Origin of the sequence: Streptomyces sp. NPDC050315, from assembly GCF_040655775.1 — a bacterium.
Taxonomy (GTDB): Bacteria; Actinomycetota; Actinomycetes; order Streptomycetales; family Streptomycetaceae; genus Streptomyces.
The window spans coordinates 272,147-288,010 of the sequence record NZ_JBFAKN010000003.1; the positions used below are offsets into that span (position 1 = coordinate 272,147).

Here is a 15,864-nt window from a genome sequence, read left to right on the forward strand (position 1 = left end):
GGCCGTGACCAGCGCACTTCGGGGCTCGCCGCACGCCGTCCGACCGGCTACGATCCCGCAAACACGCGAGGCGAGGGAGACGGACGTTGGGGCGGCTCACCGGAGGGGACCCCTCCCTGCTGCGGCGGATCAACTCCGCGGTGGTACTGCACACGCTGCGCGCCGCCGACTCCCCCACCCTGACCCACCTGGTACAGCTCACCGGGCTGTCCCGGCCCACCGTCGAGGGGGTCGTGGAGGGCCTGATCGAGTCCGGGCTGGTCGTGGAGGCGCCGGCCGAGGAGGGCGCGCGGCGGCAGGGCCGGCCCGCCCGCCGGTTCCGTTTCCGTGCCGAGGCCGGGCACTTGCTGGGCATCGAGATCGGCGCGCACCGGGTCTCGGCGCTGCTGTCCGATCTGAGCGGCCGCGTACTGGGTTCGGTCCAGCACGACGTGGACGAATCGGCCCCGGCCGACCGGCGGTTGGCATGCGCCCGGGACACGGTCGCCGACCTGCTGCGGCAGGCGGGCGTGGCCCGCGACTCGCTGCGCACGGTGGGCGTCGCGGGCCCCGGGATCGTGGAGGCGGACGGCACGGTACGGCTGGGTACGGCACTGCCGGGCTGGACGGGGCTGCCGCTGGGCGAGCGGCTGCGCAGGTCCTTCCGCTGCCCGGTCCTGGTGGAGAACGACGCCAACGCGGCCGCGGTGGCCGAGCACTGGAAGGGCGCGGCGGCCGGCTCGGACGACGTGGTGTTCGTACTGGCCGGGCTGAGTCCGGGCGCGGGTTCGCTGATCGGCGGGCGGCTGCACCGCGGCTTCGGCGGGGCGGCCGGCGAGATCGGCGCGCTGCATCTCCTGGGGCGCGGCGAGACGCCGGAGACGCTGCTGTCGACGACCGGCGAGCCGTTGCATCCGCTGGACGAGGCGCAGGTCGCGCGGGTGTTCACGCTGGCGCGCGAGGGTGACGCGCGCGCCCGGGACGCGATGCGGCGCTTCATCCAGCGGCTGGTGCACGATGTCGCGGCGCTGGTCCTCGCCCTGGATCCGGAGATCGTCGTGGTCGGCGGCTGGGCGGCCGGTCTGGACGGTGTACTGGACCCGCTGCGCGAGGAGTTGGCGCGCTACTGTCTGCGGCCGCCGCAGGTCGCCCTGTCCGTCCTGGGCGAGGCGGCCGTGGCGACCGGCGCCCTGCGCCTCGCCCTCGACCACGTCGAGGAGCAATTGTTCGCGGTGGAGGGCACGGTGACGGCCCGGCGGTGATCCCGCCCGCAACTGCCACTCACCGTAATGCCCACCGGATCGCTTGCCGCCGTCCGAAGGCTTGCTGCATCGTCCGAGACTCCAGCCCTTCGGACCGGCGGTGCGCCCGGCCGCACCGGCCCGGTGCGTGAACCACCGGGCAGGCCGGGGCGAGTCCGAGGGGGTGGGATGCGACGCTTCTCGCGCGCCACGCTCGGCCTCGTCCTCGTGACCGCGTTCCTGCTGCCCGTGGCCACCAACCTGGCCACCGGCGCCGTTCCGGAACAGGTGGTGCCCTACTTGTGGCTGTCCTGGCCCGTCGCTCTCGTGCTGGCACTGGTCGCGGCGTTCGTCGAGGCGCGCCGCGGCCCGCCGGAGGCGGAGCCGGACGGCGGTGACGGGACCGCCGGCGACGCCCGGGAGCGCCGTACGCTGGCGCAGCTCGCCGCTACGGTGCGGCAGCAGTGGGAGGAGGAGGCCGGGATCCGCATGCTCCACCGGCCACGGCCGCTGAACGTGCGCTGGTCGGCGACGCCCCGCCCGGTCTCCGCCCGGCCCGGCGCGGTGCTCGGCGGCACCGTGGGCGGCCGGCCGCTGCGGCTGAGGCTGCTCGGCGGGCTCGACGAGGTGGTGCCCCGCTATCTGGCACTGCCCCGACGCCAGTTGGTGGTGCTCGGCGGGCCAGGGGCCGGCAAGACCGTACTGGCCATGGTGCTGACGCTCGGTCTGCTGGAGCGCCGCGGCGAACACGGCGGGCCGGTACCGGTGCTGCTGTCGATGTCGTCGTGGGACCCGCACGGCGAGCATCTCTTCACCTGGGTCGCCCGCCGACTCGCCGAGGACTACCCCGCGCTCGCCAACCCGGACGTGTTCGGGCCCCACGCGGCGACCCGGCTGGCCACCGGCGGGCACATCCTGCCCGTACTGGACGGCCTGGACGAGATGCCCGCTCCGCTGCGCCCGGCGGCGCTGGCGGAGATCGACCGGGCGGCCGCCGGCCGCCCCTTCGTGGTCACCTGCCGCAGCACCGAGTACGAAACCGCCGTCACCAGCAGCGGCCAGCTGCTGGCCACAGCGGCCGTGGTCGAGCTCGCACCGGTGGATGTGCCGGAGACCATCTCCTTTCTGACCGGCGGGACCGTCGCCGAGGACGCCCGCTGGGCACCCGTCTTCGCCCGCCTGCGGGAGCAGCCCGGGACACCCCTGGCCCAGGCGCTGTCCGCCCCATTGATGGCGGCCATGGCCCGCACCGCCTACATGTCACCGGCGACCGATCCCGCCGAGCTGCTCGACGCCGCCCGGTTCCCGGAGCGCGACGCCGTCGAGGAGCACCTCCTGGACGCGTTCGTTCCCGCCGTCTACGCGGCCCGCACGGCGCTCCCCGGAACCGGCGGAGGCCGAACGGGCACGGACCGGTGCCACTCCCCCGAACAGGCGCTGCGCTGGCTGGCCTTCCTCGCCACCCACCTGCACCGCCAGGGCACCCGCGACCTGGCCTGGTGGCGGCTGCACCGTGCGTTCTCCCCCTGCGGATGCCGGGTCGCCGCGCTCGTACTGGAACTGATCAGCGGACTGGTGGGAGGGCTGGCTGCCGGGCTGTCGGTCGGTCTGGCGGCCGGACTGGCCGCCGGCACGGCGGCCTCGGTCGTCGCCGGCCTTCTGGTCCGGCCGCCCGTCTATCCCCAGCAGGTCAATATCCGCCTCCGCGGGCGGGGCCGGCGCCTCGGCCGCAGACTCGGCTCCGGGCTGACCGTCGGGCTCGCCACGGGAGTGGGCGCCGGGGTCGGGGCCGGGCTGCTGGCCGAGCTCACGGGCGGCCGCGTCGTCGGGCTGCTCGCCGGGCTGATGGCCGGCATCGGGCTGGGGGTCTCCTTCGGCGTCATGGAGTGGCTCAACACCCCCGCCGACGCCCTGAGCTCGGCCAGCCCGGAGTCGTTGCTGCGCAACGACCGCGCCGTCATGGCCATCCGCTTCCTGGTGGAGACCCTCGGCTCAGGACTGGTCGCCGGGGTCGTGGTCGCCCTGGTCTTCGAACGGGAGCTGGGCGTCATGACGGGCCTGACCGTCGGACTCGGCACCGGTCTCAGCATCGGCGCGGCCGGCCGGCTGGTCGGCCGGTTCCAGACCGGACTGCCGGCCGGCACCTGGAGCTGGTTCTTGGTGACCCGCGCCTGGTACGCGCTCCGCGGCGACCTGCCCTGGCGCCTGATGCGCTTCCTCCGGGATGCGCACCGCCGCGGCGTGCTCCGCCGCAACGGCCCGGTCTACCAGTTCCGCCACGCGCGTCTGCAGGACCGCCTCAGCTCGCCAGTACCGTCACGTCCTCGCGGTCCCCGAAGGTGAGGCGGCAGGTGTCGGCGCGGTAGGTGGAGACGGAGACCGCCGTGGTGCGGCCGCCGGTCACATAGCGGGTGGTGACCACCAGTACCGGCGCACCGGGGAGCCGGTCCAGCTGCTTGGCGTCCTCGGCGCGCGCCGAACCCAGTTCCACAGCGCGCTCCTCGCCGTCCAGGTCGAGCCGCTGCAGTTCCTGAAGGACGGCGCGGGCGCGGGCCACCGGGCCGGTGGCGGCGGCCGTCGCCAGGCCGGGCACGGACTCGGCCGGTACGTAGAGCAGTTCGGCCGCGACGGGCTGGCCGTTGTCGACCCTGGTGCGCCGCACGATGTGCACGGTGTCGCCCGCGCCCACTCCCAGCGGCTCGGCGACGGCCGCCGGGACCGCGCCGCCGTCCACCGCCGCCGCGTCGGCCGGCTGCCAGGCGTCGCCGGGCGCGCCGGGCCAGCTGTGTCCGGAGCGGTCCACGGGCACGCCCATACGGGGCGGCGCGACCGTGGTGCCCACACCGCGGCGGCGCTGCAGCCTGCCTTCGAGTTCGAGCTGTTCGAGCGCCTGCCGGAGCGTGGCGCGGGCGACCCCGAAGCGCGCGGCGAGGTCCCGCTCGTTCGGCAGAATCTCACCGACCGCGAACTCCGAGTCGAGCGCCTCACTGAGCACGGTCTTGAGGTGCCAGTACTTCGGTTCCTGCACCGTGTCGAGCTGCGTGGTCCCCACCCTGTCCTCCGCATTCGCCGTGTCCCGGGACCGCCCCGGGGTCCCCCGGCGCCCGCCAGGGGTTTTGAGCGCTTCTTTATTAAAGGTTGTTGAAGTATGCCTGCGACGATATGAGCGGCCTCACCCTTGGTCAAGACCAATGGGCGATCCGATGCCGTAGCGTGACCGACTCAACACGGTTGGACACGGCCGATGGGCGCGCGAATGCGGCGGTAAGCACGCAAAAGCCGGCGGCCCACCGGGCCGCCGGCTCCAGGGAAGGGCGGGCCTCAGGCCTGCACCGCCGCCAGCTTGTCAGGGTTGCGGACCACGTAGATCGTCTGGATGCGGCCGTCGACCACGTCCAGCTGGAAGACCGTGTCGACCCGGTCGCCGACCCGCCCCACCAGCGCGACCCCGCCGTTGAGCTCGGCGAAGCCGAACCGCAGGTCGACGGCCGGGGCCTTGGAGATGCCGACCAGGAACCGCCCGACCTTGTCCGCCGTCTCGATGACGCGCAGCGGCGCCTTGGCCTTGCCGCCGCTGTCGCCGACCAGCCGCACGTCCTCGGCGAGCAGGCCGATCAGCCCCTGGAGGTCGTCGCCGGCCGCGGCGGCCAGGAAGCGTTCGGTCAGGTCGCGCTGGCGCTCCGGGTTCACCTCGAAGCGCGGCTTGCGCTCCTCCACGTGGCGCCGGGCCCGCCCCGCCAGCTGGCGCACCGCGGCCTCGCCCCGCTCCAGTACGGACGCGATCTCCGCGTACGGATAGCCGAACGCCTCGCGCAGTACGAAGACGGCGCGCTCCAGGGGCGAGAGGGACTCCATGACGACGAGGACCGCGAGGGTGACGGACTCGGTGAAGACGGCGCGGTCGGCGCTGTCCGGGACGGCGCCGCCGAAGTCGGTGGCGACGGGCTCGGGGAGCCACGGCCCCACGTACGCCTCGCGCCGGGCCTGGACTTGGCGCAGCCGGTCGATGGCGAGCCGGGTGGCGACCCGCACCAGGTAGGCGCGCGGTTCCCGTACCGTGTCGCGGTCGGCGGCCGACCAGCGGAGCCACGCCTCCTGGACGACGTCCTCGGCGTCGGCCACCCGGCCGAGCATGCGGTAGGCCACGCCCTGGAGGACGGGGCGGTGTTCTTCGAAGACATCGGTCGCGGTGTCGGTCAGCACGTCCTTATCCCACCGGTACGGCGCCGTGTTGTCCAGCGGGTTCCGTGTGGGCGGCGGTTCGGGGCTGCCGGGGAATTCACGTCCGACTGCTACCCACCGGTAATGATTGCTGACAAGGTGTCTCTTGGGCCGCCCCCACGTACGGCCCATCCCCAGCGGCTTCCCCTCCCCTCAAAGGAGCCCCCATGACGACTGCCCGGACCGCGCCGACCGCCACCGCCTCCTCCCTCCTCGTCGCCCCCGACGGCCGGCCGCCGTTCACCGTCGCGTACGAGCGCAAGGGCGCGGGCGAGCCGGTCGTGCTGCTGCACGGGATCGGCCACCACTACCAGGCGTGGGAGCCGGTGTTCAGCGTGCTGGCCGCGTCGCACGACGTGATCGCGCTGGACCTGCCGGGCTTCGGCGCCTCCCCCGCGCTTCCCGACGGCGTGGCGTACGACCTGACGACGGTGGTGCCGCTGCTGACGGACGCCTTCGCGGCACTGGGCGTCGAGCGGCCGCACGTGGTGGGCAACTCGCTCGGCGGGCTGCTGGCGCTGGAGCTGGGGCTCGCGGGGGCGGTGCGGTCGGTGACGGCGCTGTCGCCGGCCGGTTTCTGGACGGAGGCCGAACGCCGGTACGCCTTCGGGGTCCTGACGGGCATGCGGGCGGGGGCGCGGGCCCTGCCGCCGCCGGTGGTCGAGGTGCTGGCCCGCTCGGCGGCCGGCCGCGCGGCGCTGACCGGCTCGATCTATGCGCGCCCCGGGCGCCGTTCACCGGCCGCCGTGGCGGCCGAGACGCGCGCGCTGCGGGAGGCGCCCGGCTTCGCCGCCACGCTCGCCGCGGGGCGCGGCCCCGGTGTGCTGTTCCGCCACGACATACCGGACGTTCCGGTGACCATAGGGTGGGGCACCCGCGACCGGCTGCTCCTGCCCCGCCAGGGCGCACGGGCCAAGCGCGTGATCCCGGGTGCCCGCCTCGTCCGCCTCCCCGGCTGTGGCCACGTGCCCATGAACGACGACCCGGCCCTGGTCGCCAGGGTCATACTCGACACGGTGCTGCCGACCGGAGTGTGACCCGCGACGCCGACCTCCTGGTCATTGCCGCGTCCGCTTGCGACCATGGGCCGGTTCCGGGCTTCCGTGCCGTTGTCAGCCGGTTGTTCACTGTGCGTTCGGTTTCGGGGCACCGGGCACCGGTACGAACGGACCGTACGCAGAGCGATCGAGCAACGGAGGATCACATGGCGCAGGGAGCGGCAGCAGGCGGCAGAGCCTTCGGGCGGCGTTCGGTGCTGCACGGAGCGGCGGCCGCGTCCGCGGCGCTCGCGCTGCCGGCGATCGGCGGCGCGGCTCCCGCGCAAGCACGCACCGGTCGGCCGAGCGCCGACTGGGGCGTGCAGGTGGGCGATGTGACGACCGGCTCGGGGCTGGTGTGGGTGCGGTCGGACCGGCCGGCGCGGATGATCGTGGAGACCGCGGCGACCGAGTCGTTCCGTAACGCGCGGACCTGGCACGGACCGGTGATCGGCGCGGAAACGGACTTCACGGGGCTGACCTCGCTGCGCGGCCTGCCGCCCGGCGAGCAGATCCACTACCGGGTCACGCTCGCCGACCCGGACGATCCCCGGCGTACCGGGGAGCCGGTGACCGGTACGTTCCGTACGGCACCGGTGCAGCGCGGCGAGGGGGTCCGGTTCCACTGGTCCGGGGACCTCGCGGGGCAGGGCTGGGGCATCAACCCCGACCGCGGCGGCTACCGGATCTATGAGGAGATGCGGCGCCGGAACCCGGACTTCTTCCTGTGCAGCGGCGACAACATCTACGCCGACGGCCCCATCACGGCGAGCGTCAAGCTGCCGGACGGGCGGACCTGGCGGAACATCACCACCGAGGAGAAGTCCAAGGTCGCGGAGACCCTCGCCGAGTTCCGCGGCAACTTCCGGTACAACCTCCTGGACGACAATCTGCGGCGGTTCAACGCGCAGGTGCCCACGATCACGCAGTGGGACGACCACGAGGTGCGCAACAACTGGTATCCGGGGCAGATCCTGGACGACGACCGGTACCAGGAGAAGAACGTGGACGTGCTGGCCGAGCGCTCGCTGCGGGCGTTCGGCGAGTACTTCCCGATCCGCACGCTGCGGCCCGACGGGCAGGGGCGGGTGTACCGGGTGGTCCACCACGGGCCGCTGCTGGACGTGTTCGTGCTGGACATGCGGACGTACCGGAACGCCAACTCCGACGGGAAGCAGACGGAGGACGCGCAGGGCATCCTGGGCGCCGAGCAGCTGCGGTGGCTCAAGCGGGAGCTGTCGCGGTCGCGGGCGGTGTGGAAGGTGATCGCGTCCGACATGCCGCTGGGGCTGGTCGTGCCGGACGGCAAGACCCGCTTCGAGGCGGTGGCGCAGGGCGATCCGGGGCAGCCGCTGGGGCGGGAGCTGCAGCTCGCGGAGTTGCTGCGGCACATCAAGCACCGGCGGATCACGGGCACGGTGTGGGTGACGGCGGATGTGCACTACACCTCGGCGCAGCACTACGATCCGTCGCGCGCCGCGTTCAAGGACTTCGAGCCGTTCTGGGAGTTCGTCTCCGGGCCGCTGAACGCGGGCGGGTTCCCGGCGCTCAAGCTGGACGGTACGTTCGGGCCCGAGCAGCGGTTCGTGAAGGCGCCGGACCGGGCGAACACCTCACCCGCGGAGACGCCGCAGTACTTCGGTGAGATCGACATCGACGGCGGGAGCGGGGAACTGACGGTGCGGCTGCGGCAGGACAGTGGCGAGGTACTGTTCAGCCAGACCCTGGAACCGGGGCGAGTCGGACAGTAGAGGCGTACGGTTCGAAGGCGCCAGGAGAGGCAATTGCGTCCTTTACCTGGCGGACACAAGGCGTTTGTGATCATGCAACACCGGTCGGTGATGCTGGAGTGCATGACTGAGAAAACCACCAACCGCAGCGCCCGCCGCCATCACTGGCGGCGGGACGTCGTCGAACTGGCCGCCCTCTTCACCGCCGTCGCGGTGGCCGACTCCGTCGCCAACGCCGTCGCACACGGTCCGTCGGGCCCGGTGTTCCTGTGCGCCTCGGCCGTCGCGCTGCTCGCCACGGCGGGCTTCCACGTGTGGTGGGCACGACGCCACGAACACGCGCCGCCGCCGGGCGATACCGGCGCCGCAGCGTCGTCGGCCGCCGCCCTCGCCGAGGGCGCGGAGCTCCCCGAGACGACGCTGTGGCGCATGCGGACGACCGTACGGGACGAGCCGGGCAGCCTGGCCGCACTGTGCCAGGCGCTGGCCGCGCACCGGGTCGACATCCTGAGCCTGCAGACCCACCCGCTGTCGGACGGCACGGTGGACGAATTCCTGCTGCGGGTGCCGGGCACCCCGGAGCGGGGCGTGCTGGCGGGCGCGGTGACCGCGGCGGGCGGCCGGGACACCTGGCTGGAACGCGCCGATACCCATGATCTGGTCGACGCGCCGGCCCGTATGCTGTCCCTGGCCACCCGAACGGCCCTGGACTCCGCTGAACTGCCTCTGGCGCTGCGGCAGTTGCTGGGCCGCTGCACCATCCACTCGGTACCCGCGCGCACGCTGAAGGGCGAGCCGTTGGCCGAACGGGTGCCGGACGAAGGCGTACTTGAGGACCACACCATGAAGTTCCGCGACCCGTCCGGGGGTGCGCTCATCATCGAGCGGCCGCAACTCCCCTTCACGCCGACCGAGTTCGCGCGGGTCCGGGCGCTCGTGGAGCTGGACACCCGGCTCGGCGAGCGGGTACCGGAGCGCCGGGACACCCTCACCCTCCCCGAGGGCAACCACATCACCGTACGCCGCGCCGACCCCTCCGACCTGACGGCAGCCCGCGAGATGCACGACCGCTGCTCGGAGCGGACGCTGTCGCTGCGCTACCACGGCCCCGTACAGGACTCAGCGCGCTACCTCGACCACCTGCTGAGCCCTCGGCACGGCCGCACGCTGGCCGTGGAGACCGCCTCCGGGCGGCTGGTGGCCCTCGGCCACCTGCTGTGGGACGGCGACGAGACCGAGGTGGCGCTGCTGGTGGAGGACGCGTGGCAGCGCCGCGGCATCGGCGCCGAGCTGCTGGAGCGGCTGGTCGCGATGGCCGCCGAGACGGGCAGCGAGAGCGTGTACGCGATCACGCAGGCGTCCAACACCGGGATGGTGGCGGCCATGCGCGGCCTCGGGCTGCCGCTGGACTACCAGGTCGAGGAGGGCACGCTGGTGATCACGGCGCGGCCTGCGGGGCTGCGGCGCCGGCCGCTGCCGGTTCCCGCGGAGTGGGAGACGGCCGGCCGCTGAGCGCCGCCTCCAGGTCCTGCCACAGGTCCTCGACGTCCTCCAGCCCCACCGACAGCCGCAGCAGCTGTTCGGAGATACCGCCGGCCGTGCGGTCGGCGGCGTCGACGACGCGGTGGCTGATCGAGGCCGGGTGCTGGATGAGCGTGTCCACACTGCCGAGGCTGACCGCCGGGGTGATCAGACGCACCCCGGCGGTCACCTCGTGCGGGTCCCCGCACACCTCGAAGGCGACCATCGCGCCGCCGAGCTTCGGGTAGTACACCCGGGACACCTGCGGGTGGCCGGCGAGCCGCCGGGCCAGCTCCGCCGCGGTGGCGGACGCGGCCCGCATCCGTACGGGAAGGGTCGCCAGCCCGCGCAGCAGCAGGTAGCCGGCGAGCGGATGCAGCACGCCGCCCGTGGTGAACCGCACCTGCCGCAGCCGCCGCGCGAACTCCTCGTCGCAGGCCACCACGCCGCCCAGCACGTCGCCGTGACCGCCGAGGTACTTCGTCGCACTGTGCAGCACCAGCCGCGCACCGGCCTCGGCGGGGCGCTGCAGTACGGGGGTGGCGAAGGTGTTGTCGGCCAGCAGCGGCACGGAGCCGCAGGCGTGCGCGACGGCCGCCAGGTCGGTCTCGGCGAGGGTGGGGTTGGCCGGGCTCTCGACCATGACCAGGCCGGTGTCGGGCCGGATCGCGTCGGCGATGCCGGCCGGGTCGGTCCAGGTCACCTCCGTACCGAGCAGTCCGCCGGTCAGCAGGTGGTCGCTGCAGCCGTACAGGGGACGTACGGCGACGACGTGCCGCAGTCCTTCGGCGTGCCGGACGAGGAGGCAGGCGGCGAGGGCCGCCATGCCGCTGGCGAAGGCGACGGCGGACTCGGTGCCTTCGAGGCGGGCGAGCGCCTGCTCGAAGCGGGCGACGGTGGGGTTGCCGAGTCGGCCGTAGACGGGCGGGCCCTCGAACTCGGCGCCGGTGGCGGCGAATTCGTCGAGCCGGGCGGCCTCGGCGCGGCTGTCCGCCGACGGATACGTGGTGGACAGGTCCAGCGGGGCCGCGTGCAGGCCCTGCGCGGCGAGATCCTCGCGGCCCGCGTGCACGGCTTCGGTGGCCAGGGCGCGGTGCGGAGTGTCGGGGGTAGTGACAGCGGCGGTGGCGCGGTCCGGCCGCGCGGCTGATCGGGTCATGCTCCGATGCTGGTCGGGGCCCCTGACCGGATGGTCAACTTCCGTGTTACGTTCGGTACATGGCCGACTCTGCGCGTCTCGATCCGGTGGACCTGGAGATATTACGCCTGCTGCAGAACGACGCCCGGACCACGTACCGCGACCTGGCCGCGGCGGTCGGCGTCGCGCCGTCGACCTGTCTGGACCGGGTGACCCGACTGCGCCGCAGCGGCGTGATCCTGGGACACGAACTGCGCCTGGACCCCGCGAAACTGGGCCGCGGGCTGCAGGCGCTGCTCTCGGTGCAGGTGCGGCCGCACCGCCGCGAACTGGTCGGCCCCTTCGTCGAGCGCATCCGCTCGCTGCCCGAGGCGCTCTCCCTCTTCCACCTCACCGGGCCCGAGGACTACCTCGTCCATGTCGCCGTGCCGGACGCGGCGGCCCTGCAGCGGCTGGTGCTGGACGAGTTCACCGCGCGGCGCGAGGTGGCCAGGGTCGAGACCCGGCTGGTCTTCCAGCGCTGGGCATGCGGCCCGCTGCTGCCGCCGGCGGACGCGGTCGGCTGAGGCTCCAGAAGGTGGCTACATCAGCGAGCCAGGCGGCGCGATGACCAGCCGCAGATGCAGGCGGGCGGCCCTGAGGCCGGCGTGCACGGAGATGCTGGGGCGGAGCAGTACCAGGCTGCCGCCCATGGAGCGCAGCGCGCTCTGCACGCCGAGGAGGGTGTAGAGGCCGGCGGTGTCGCAGGACGTGACGCCGGAGAGGTCCAGCCGGAGATGCCGCTTGCCGCCCGCCATGACCGCCGCGGTGGCGTCGCACAGCCGTGACACGCTGTCACCGTCGAGGACGCCCACCACGGCCAGCTTCGCCAGGGTGGGCGAGCCGGCCGGTACCGGCCACCGCTCGATCCGTACGCGCCTGTCGGTCGGGGTCTTCACGAGCATCCCGGCCGCCTCCCTTCAACCGACTCACCGGTCCGCACCGGCTCACGGCCCCCATGATGGCGCGGTGAGGCCCCCGTCAGGCCGTCTCGATCGAAACCGACCGAAGAATTCCGTCACAGACCGTGACCGTGGCCGTGGCATGTGCCGGAGCCACGGCCACGGGGCGGATGCCGTGCTGTCAGCCTCTGAGCCGCGCGTTGAACGCCTCGAAGATCTTGTACAGGTCGAGGGCGCGTCGGCCGTATTCGACGGCGTCCAGGTTCGTGCCGTTGTACCTGGCGAGGATGTTCCAGATGTCGGCCTCGTTGTACAGGAGCGGTTCGGGCCGGCGGATGTTGAGGTCCTCGGCGCTCTTGAGGTGCACCAGCGGCACGGTACCGACGTTGTGGTTCTCGAAATGGTGCAGCCGTTGCCACTCCGCCCACACGTCGTGCCAGTCGTTCTCGTCCAGCTTCGGGTCGGGCAGCAGCCCCTTGGAGTGGGCGAAGTTACGGGCCCGGATGGAGGTCCTTGAGAAGATCTGGGCGATGCCGGTGGAGGCGTCGTCCTTGGGGTAGGGGACGGTGGGCTCCCGGCCCGACGGGTGCTCCTGCCATTCCTTGTAGTGGTAGTAGGACATGACCATGCCGTCCGCGATCCAGTCCGCGCCGTCCGCGCGGTACTCCCAGAAGACGGGGGCCTGGATGAGCGCCTTGCGCATCCGGTACCGGTGGCTCAGTGACGTGATGAGCGGGTCCAGGGCGAGGACCTTCTCCAGCGACGCCTCGCTGCGGCGGCGGCCGAAGGGGTCCGGTACCCAGCCGGGCAGCGCGAAGTCGTGCCCGTTGGTCACCATGTAGAGCTGCAGGCCGGCGAAGAGCTCGTCACGCAGCTTCATGTCGAACAGCACGTCCTGCCGCGGCTGCTCCGGAGCCGGCGGCAGCGGCGGCGGGCCCGGCGGCGGTGGCGCGGCCTCGTTCAGCGCCTCGCGCGTCGTCTCGATGAGCTGCCGGGCCTCGCCCTCCCGCTGGTCGTACCGTTCCGGATACGCGGACACCTGCACCTTCTGGGCCAGTTGGCCCGCGGTGAAGTCCGGGTTGTCGCGGTCGGCCACGACCGCCCGCTCGAAGAACTTGTGCGCCGCGTAGTTGACGTTCATGCACTGCGCCGGGGTGCCCCAGTCCTGGCTGGGCCGCTGCTGGAACACGCCGACCGAGTCCCGGTCGCCGTAGTTCAGGTTCTCCATGCCCGACTCGACGAGAGCCGCTTCGAAGGCGGCGAGCATGGCCTTGTCCGAGGCGGTCAGCTCCTTGCCGACCAGGTAGACCACCTTGGCCACCTCGGGATCGGGGCGCCCCTTGGCGGGGCCGGGCGGCGGTCCTTGCGGTGCCGGCTGTGGCACGTTCCCCTCCTGCCGTTGCTGTGGTGCCTTCTTGCCGGGCGCCTTGGCGCCGTCGTTCTCGTCGTCGAATACATCGCGCACGTTGTCGGCGATGCGCTGCATGAAGCCCTCACGTTCGGGCATCGTGGCGTCCCCCAGTTCAGCCTCGGGCCGCGGAGGGTCCGGGGCAAGACGTCACGGGGTTCGGTAGTGGGCTGCCGGCGCCCGGTCGGCACGGGCCCGGCTCGGCCAACGCGACGGCCCCGTTCCGGCGCGTTGGCGCTGATCACGACGCTACCGGCTCAACTGTCGCAGGAGAGACGTCGGTTGATTCGATTTGGGCGTTGGTCGATAGGGGTTTGCTTATGGCCCTGGGCAGGGCCCCTCCCTCTCCCCCGACCAGAGTGAGTGGGACCCCCTCCCCCGCCACCACCGCACACCCCCAAACTAGCCCCGCCCACCCCCACTCCCCCGGTTATCCACAGCCCCCCTCCCCCTCCCACCCGCCCCGGTTATCCACAACCCCACCCACCTGACCGCCGCCGCTCACCACCTGACCCCCGCCGCTCACCCACGTGACCAACACCGCTTATGCAACATGTTGCAAAAGAGCCTCCGCTCACCTACAAAAGAAGCTCGTCGGCACTGTGCGCGCGAGGAGACTTCGGATGAGCCCGTACCCCCACCTGCTGAGCCCGCTCGACCTGGGGTTCACCACCCTGCCCAACCGGGTCCTGATGGGCTCGATGCACCTCGGCCTGGAGGAGGCGCCCGGCGGCTTCGCGCGGATGGCCGCCTTCTACGCGGAGCGGGCGCGCGGCGGTGTCGGCCTCATCGTGACCGGCGGCGTCTCCCCCAATGAGGCGGGCTGCACGATGGACGGCGGCGCCAAGCTCACCACCGAAGCGGAGGCCGCCGAGCACGCGCAGGTGACCGAGGCGGTGCACCGCGAAGGCGGGAAGATCGCCATGCAGATCCTGCACACCGGGCGGTACGCCTTCAGCGAGAAGCTGGTGGCGCCCAGCGCGATACAGGCGCCCATCAACCCCTTCACCCCGCACGAGCTCACCGACGACGAGGTCGAGCAGACCATCGAGGACTACGTACGGGCTGCCGCGCTCGCCCAGCAGGCCGGGTACGACGGCGTGGAGATCATGGGCTCGGAGGGCTACCTCATCAACGAGTTCATCGCCGCGCCGACCAACCAGCGCACCGACCGCTGGGGCGGCAGTTACGAGAACCGCATCCGCTTCCCCGTCGAGATCGTGCGGCGCACGCGCGAGCGGGTCGGCCCGGACTTCATCCTCATCTACCGGCTGTCGATGCTCGACCTGGTGCCCGGCGGCTCGACCTACGACGAGGTCGTACAGCTCGCCAAGGAGATCGAGGCGGCCGGCGCCACGCTCCTCAACACCGGCATCGGCTGGCACGAGGCCCGCATCCCGACCATCGCGACCTCGGTACCGCGCGGCGCGTTCTCCTGGGTGACCGAGAAGGTCATGGGCGCGGTGAAGATCCCGCTGATCACCACCAACCGCATCAACACCCCGGAGGTGGCCGAGCGGCTGCTCGCCGAGGGGCGGGCCGACATGGTGTCGATGGCCCGGCCGTTCCTCGCCGACCCCGGCTTCGTCGCCAAGGCCCGCGAGGGCCGCGCCGACGCGATCAACACCTGCATCGGCTGCAACCAGGCGTGCCTGGACCACATCTTCTCCGGGCAGCTCACCTCCTGCCTGGTCAACCCGCGGGCCTGCCACGAGACCGAGCTGAGCCTCTCCCCCACCCGACGCCGCAAGGAACTGGCCGTGGTCGGCGCGGGCCCGGCGGGCCTGGCGTTCGCGGTCTCCGCCGCCGAGCGCGGGCACGGCGTGACGCTGTTCGACGCCGCCGCCGAGATCGGCGGGCAGCTGAACGTCGCCCGCCGGATCCCCGGCAAGGAGGAGTTCAACGAGACGTTGCGGTACTTCCGTACGCGGCTGGAGGAGCTGAAGGTCGACGTACGGCTGGGGACCGCCGTGACCGCCGAGGACCTGGGCGCGGGCGGGTACGACGAGATCGTGATCGCGGCCGGCGTCACCCCGCGCACCCCGGACATCCCCGGCATCGACCACCCCAGCGTCGTCAGCTACCTCGACGTGCTGACCGGCCGGGTCGAGGCCGGGCGGACGGTGGCGGTCATCGGCGCGGGCGGCATCGGCTTCGACGTGGCGGAGTTCCTGACCGACGGCGGGGAGCAGGCGAGCCTGGACCCGGCGGCGTTCTTCGCACAGTGGGGCGTGGACACCTCGTACGGGGACCGCGGCGGCCTCAAGGCGCCGGTGCGGGCGCCCGCGGCGCGCGCGGTCCATCTCCTGCAGCGCAAGACCGGCAAGGTCGGCGCGGGGCTGGGCAAGACGACCGGCTGGATCCACCGTACGGAGCTGCGGCACCGCGGCGTGACGATGACGCCGGGCGCCACGTACGAGCGCATCGACGACGAGGGGCTGCACGTCACCGTCGACGGCGAGAAGTCCGTCCTCGCGGCCGACACGATCGTGCTGTGCGCGGGCCAGGAGCCGCGCCGCGAGCTGTACGACGCGCTGGTGGCGGCCGGGCACACCGCGCATGTCATCGGCGGCGCCGACGTGGCCGCGGAGCTGGACGCCAAGCGCGCGATTCTGCAGGGCACGCGACTGGCTGCGGACATCTGAGGG

General features: G+C 72.8%; 12 protein-coding genes. 7 read left to right on the top strand and 5 right to left on the bottom strand.

Translation table 11 applies throughout. The features are described from left to right. Positions 1 to 86: 86 nt before the first annotated feature. Entirely contained in the window at positions 87 to 1,241 is a 1,155-nt protein-coding gene (locus tag AB0I82_RS12480) for an ROK family transcriptional regulator (protein ID WP_363257171.1), read from the top strand. Between the two features lie 168 nt (positions 1,242 to 1,409). Next, positions 1,410 to 3,563 carry an NACHT domain-containing protein gene (locus tag AB0I82_RS12485; RefSeq protein ID WP_363257172.1) on the top strand — a complete coding sequence of 718 codons (2,154 nt, stop codon included), beginning with the start codon at positions 1,410 to 1,412 and terminating at the stop codon, positions 3,561 to 3,563. Here AB0I82_RS12485 and AB0I82_RS12490 read toward each other — a convergent pair. Both AB0I82_RS12490 and AB0I82_RS12495 read right to left on the bottom strand, forming a co-directional pair. Continuing rightward, the gene (locus AB0I82_RS12490) at positions 3,520 to 4,272 is read right to left on the bottom strand and encodes a GntR family transcriptional regulator (RefSeq protein WP_363257173.1); all 753 of its coding nucleotides are present in this window, start codon (positions 4,270 to 4,272) and stop codon (positions 3,520 to 3,522) included. The genes AB0I82_RS12485 and AB0I82_RS12490 overlap by 44 nt on opposite strands. A gap of 269 nt (positions 4,273 to 4,541) precedes the next feature. Continuing rightward, positions 4,542 to 5,423, bottom strand: coding sequence for an RNA polymerase sigma-70 factor (locus AB0I82_RS12495; RefSeq protein WP_363257174.1), 882 nt, complete (start codon positions 5,421 to 5,423; stop codon positions 4,542 to 4,544). Positions 5,424 to 5,608: 185 nt separating this feature from the next. Between AB0I82_RS12495 and AB0I82_RS12500 the strand changes: the two genes are divergently transcribed. The 3 genes from AB0I82_RS12500 to AB0I82_RS12510 all read left to right on the top strand — a co-directional run bounded on the left by AB0I82_RS12500 (position 5,609) and on the right by AB0I82_RS12510 (position 9,720). Continuing rightward, positions 5,609 to 6,478, top strand: coding sequence for an alpha/beta fold hydrolase (locus AB0I82_RS12500; RefSeq protein WP_363257175.1), 870 nt, complete (start codon positions 5,609 to 5,611; stop codon positions 6,476 to 6,478). A 167-nt stretch (positions 6,479 to 6,645) separates the two neighbouring features. Then, positions 6,646 to 8,229, top strand: a complete 1,584-nt coding sequence (locus AB0I82_RS12505; RefSeq protein WP_363257176.1) for an alkaline phosphatase D family protein — start codon at positions 6,646 to 6,648, stop codon at positions 8,227 to 8,229. A gap of 102 nt (positions 8,230 to 8,331) precedes the next feature. Beyond that, positions 8,332 to 9,720 carry a GNAT family N-acetyltransferase gene (locus AB0I82_RS12510; RefSeq protein WP_363257177.1) on the top strand — a complete coding sequence of 463 codons (1,389 nt, stop codon included), beginning with the start codon at positions 8,332 to 8,334 and terminating at the stop codon, positions 9,718 to 9,720. On the opposite strand, the gene AB0I82_RS12515 is transcribed toward AB0I82_RS12510, so the two are convergent. Continuing rightward, on the bottom strand, positions 9,647 to 10,888 hold the full coding sequence (locus AB0I82_RS12515; protein WP_363257178.1) for a PLP-dependent transferase: 1,242 nt from the start codon (positions 10,886 to 10,888) through the stop codon (positions 9,647 to 9,649). The two genes, AB0I82_RS12510 and AB0I82_RS12515, sit on opposite strands and share 74 nt — an antisense overlap. A gap of 59 nt (positions 10,889 to 10,947) precedes the next feature. On the opposite strand from AB0I82_RS12515, the gene AB0I82_RS12520 reads away from it, so the two are divergent. Further along, positions 10,948 to 11,433 (top strand): Lrp/AsnC family transcriptional regulator, encoded by a 486-nt coding sequence (locus AB0I82_RS12520; protein WP_363257179.1) that lies wholly within the window; start codon positions 10,948 to 10,950, stop codon positions 11,431 to 11,433. Positions 11,434 to 11,448: 15 nt separating this feature from the next. Here the strand turns inward: AB0I82_RS12520 and AB0I82_RS12525 are convergent, their stop codons facing one another. Continuing rightward, the gene (locus tag AB0I82_RS12525) at positions 11,449 to 11,811 is read right to left on the bottom strand and encodes an STAS domain-containing protein (RefSeq protein WP_363257180.1); all 363 of its coding nucleotides are present in this window, start codon (positions 11,809 to 11,811) and stop codon (positions 11,449 to 11,451) included. A gap of 178 nt (positions 11,812 to 11,989) precedes the next feature. Beyond that, positions 11,990 to 13,315: a hypothetical protein gene (locus tag AB0I82_RS12530; RefSeq protein WP_363257181.1), complete on the bottom strand. Its 1,326-nt coding sequence runs from the start codon at positions 13,313 to 13,315 to the stop codon at positions 11,990 to 11,992. Positions 13,316 to 13,839: 524 nt separating this feature from the next. On the opposite strand from AB0I82_RS12530, the gene AB0I82_RS12535 reads away from it, so the two are divergent. Then, positions 13,840 to 15,861: an NADPH-dependent 2,4-dienoyl-CoA reductase gene (locus AB0I82_RS12535; protein WP_363257182.1), complete on the top strand. Its 2,022-nt coding sequence runs from the start codon at positions 13,840 to 13,842 to the stop codon at positions 15,859 to 15,861. The last annotated feature ends 3 nt before the right edge of the window (positions 15,862 to 15,864 follow it).